3 protein-coding genes and 1 pseudogene are annotated in these 3,072 nt (G+C 71.3%); all 4 read right to left on the reverse strand.

What is annotated here, in order from left to right:
- Positions 1-245: pseudogene (locus tag HUW36_RS29460) on the reverse strand (phosphatidate cytidylyltransferase); the annotation flags it as partial.
- A gap of 255 nt (positions 246-500) precedes the next feature.
- Positions 501-1,058 (reverse strand): ribosome recycling factor, encoded by a 558-nt coding sequence (frr, locus tag HUW36_RS29465; RefSeq protein WP_091580162.1) that lies wholly within the window; start codon positions 1,056-1,058, stop codon positions 501-503.
- Positions 1,059-1,141: 83 nt separating this feature from the next.
- The gene (gene pyrH / locus HUW36_RS29470) at positions 1,142-1,909 is read right to left on the reverse strand and encodes a UMP kinase (RefSeq protein WP_036345766.1); all 768 of its coding nucleotides are present in this window, start codon (positions 1,907-1,909) and stop codon (positions 1,142-1,144) included.
- A 157-nt stretch (positions 1,910-2,066) separates the two neighbouring features.
- The gene (tsf, locus tag HUW36_RS29475) at positions 2,067-2,894 is read right to left on the reverse strand and encodes a translation elongation factor Ts (RefSeq protein WP_174531099.1); all 828 of its coding nucleotides are present in this window, start codon (positions 2,892-2,894) and stop codon (positions 2,067-2,069) included.
- Positions 2,895-3,072 lie beyond the last annotated feature (178 nt).

Consider the following 3,072-nt stretch of genomic DNA (forward strand, 5'->3'; position numbering starts at 1 on the left):
GGGGGTCCGTCGTACGGCCACGCGGCGTCGTGCCGCCGGGTCGTCCCCGGGTACGGGTCGGCCACCGGCCGCGCGTACGTCTCCGGGCGCGCGTAGGCGCCCGCGTCGGCGGGGTGCGGGTGGGCGTCCGGGCCGGGTCGCTGCCACGAGCCGGGTTCGAGATCGGTCTCCGGCCAGGGCAGGGCGGGCGCCGGGCGGTCCCAGCCGCGCGGCTCGGCGCCGCCGTAGGGGTCGGGGTGGGACATCACGCACCGGCAGACGGTACGAAAGCCACCACATGACGCAAGACCAAGACCATCCCCTACCGGCGTGAGACTTCCTGTTGACCGACCGACGGCCGGGCGACTCCCGCCGTTCACCCGGTGGTGGTCGGGAATCGTGCCGAGCCTACTGCACCCGCGAAGCACCCAGGGTGGACGCCGCCGGGCACGACGACGGCACCGGGCCGCCGCCCGCGATCGGGCGGCGGCGGCGCGGTGCCGTCACGGTACGCCTGCCGCTCAGACCTCGAGCAGCTCGCTCTCCTTGTGCTTGACCAGCTCGTCGACGGTGCCGACGAAGCGCTGGGTCAGGTCGTCCAGCTCCTTCTCCGCGCGCCGGCCCTCGTCCTCGCCGACCTCGCCGTCCTTGACCAGGCGGTCCAGCTCCTCCTTGGCCTTGCGGCGGGTGTTGCGGACGGCCACCTTGGCCTCCTCGCCCTTGTGCCGGGCGACCTTGATCATCTCGCGGCGGCGCTCCTCGGTCATCTGCGGGAGCACGATGCGAAGCTGGTTGCCCTCGTTGTTCGGGTTGACCCCGAGGTCCGAGTCGCGGATCGCCTTTTCCATCGCGTTGGTCTGCGAGTTGTCGTAGGGCTTGATGATCACCATGCGCGGCTCGGGCACCGCGATGGACGCCATCTGCGGCAGCGGGGTGGGGCTGCCGTAGTAGTCGATGAGGATCCGGGAGAACATGGCGGCGTTGGCGCGACCGGTGCGGATCCCGCCGAACTCCTCCTTGGCGTGCTCGATGGCACGCTCCATCTTCTCCTCCGCCTCGAGGAGGGTGTCGTCGATCACCGGTCTCCTCGCCTCCTTCTGTCGCTCGTCGTGGGCTGTGCTGGTGCTGCAGTGGCAGAGGACCGCCGCCGGTCGGGAACCGGTCAGGCGGTGATCAGGGTGCCGATCTTCTCGCCGCCGACGGCCCGGACGATGGTGTCGTCGCCCTGGGCGCCGAAGACCAGCATCGGCAGGCCGTTCTCCATGCAGAGGCTGAACGCGGCGGCGTCGGCCACCCGCAGGTTGCGGCGCAGCACCTCGGAGAAGGTGATCGAGTCGAGCTTGCTCGCCGTCGGGTCGATCCGGGGGTCGGCGGTGTAGACCGCGTCCACGCCGTTCTTGCTCATCAGCACCACGTCCGCGCGGATCTCCAGCGCCCGCTGGGCGGCCACCGTGTCGGTGGAGAAGTACGGCATCCCGGCGCCCGCACCGAAGATCACCACGCGGCCCTTCTCCAGGTGCCGGATCGCGCGCAACGGGATGTACGGCTCGGCGACCTGGGCCATCGTGATGGCGCTCTGCACCCGGGTCTCGATGCCCTCCTTCTCCAGGAAGTCCTGGAGCGCGAGGCAGTTCATCACCGTGCCGAGCATGCCCATGTAGTCGGCGCGGGCCCGGTCCATGCCGCGCTTCTGCAACTCGGCGCCGCGGAAGAAGTTGCCGCCGCCCACCACCACGGAGACCTGCACGCCGCGGCGGACCACGGTGGCGATCTGCCGGGCGATGCCCTGCACGACGTCCGGGTCGACGCCGATCGCGCCACCGCCGAACACCTCACCCGAGAGCTTCAGCACCACCCGGCGGGACCGACCGGGCGGAGGGGCGGTCGGATCGTCCGCCGCCAGGCTCCGGTCACTCACAACCTGCGTCATCCGCCCCGCCCCTTCTCCCCGCGCGCCGCGCGGGCCTCGCGTACGTGCTCCTGCCGACCCTATGTGACGAGGAGGCCGCGGTGCCTGTCGCGTACACCGGCGGCCTCCTCGTCGACGTTCTCCCCTGCGCCCGGGCCCAGCGGCCCGGAGCGGCGGCTCAGGCCTGGCCGACCTCGAACCGCACGAAGCGGGTCACCTCGATGCCGGCGTCGGCCAGCACCTGCTTGACGGTCTTCTTGTTGTCGGCGACCGCGGCCTGCTCCAGCAGGACGAAGTCCTTGAAGAAGGCGTTGACCCGACCCTCGACGATCTTCGGCAGCGCCGCCTCGGGCTTGCTCTCCTCGCGGGCGGTCTGCTCGGCGATGCGCCGCTCGGACTCGACGGTCTCCGCCGGCACCTCGTCACGGGTGAGGTACTTCGGGCGCATCGCGGCGATCTGCATGGCCACGCCACGCGCGTCGGCGTCGGCCGCCTCGTCGGTCTTGCCGGAGAACTGCACCAGCACGCCGACCGCCGGGGGCAGGTCCTGGCTCTTGCGGTGCAGGTAGACCGCGGTGGTGCCGTCCAGCTTGGCGAAGCGGTTCAGCACCAGCTTCTCGCCGATCTTGGCGGACTGCTCCTGGATCAGGTCGGCCACGCTCTTGCCGTCGATGGTGCTGGCGAGCAGCTCCTCGGCGTTGCTGGCGCCACTGGCCACGCCGTGCTCGACCAGCTGCTGGGCCAGCGCGATGAAGGCGTCGTTCTTGGCGACGAAGTCGGTCTCGCAGTTGAGCTCCAGCAGCGCCTGGCCGGAGTGGGCGATGAGACCGTTGGCGGCGGTGCGGCCGGCCCGCTTGCCGACGTCCTTCGCGCCCTTGACGCGCAGGATCTCGACGGCCTTGTCGAAGTCGCCCTCGGCCTCGGTCAGCGCCTTCTTGGAGTCCATCATGCCGGCGCCGGTGAGGTCGCGGAGCTTCTTGACGTCCGCGGCGGTGAAGTTGGACATGACTCTCTCTTCGGTGTCAGTGAGATGGTCTGGGGTGCTGGTTACCCGGTTCCGGGCCGGTTCTGCCCGGCGTACCCGCCGCGCCCCGCCGCCCGGGAACCCGGACGGCGGGGACGCGACGGCGAGATCACTCGGCGGCGGCGGTCGCCGGCTGCTCGGCGGCCGGCGCGGCCTGCTC

The organism is Micromonospora maritima (assembly GCF_902825405.1).
Taxonomy (GTDB): domain Bacteria; phylum Actinomycetota; class Actinomycetes; order Mycobacteriales; family Micromonosporaceae; genus Micromonospora; species Micromonospora maritima.

Coding starts and splice junctions, on each gene's coding strand:
- pyrH (WP_036345766.1), bottom strand. CDS start 1,909: ATGACGCAGGTTGTGAGTGACCGGAGCCTGGCGGCGGACGATCCGACC.
- tsf (WP_174531099.1), bottom strand. CDS start 2,894: ATGTCCAACTTCACCGCCGCGGACGTCAAGAAGCTCCGCGACCTCACC.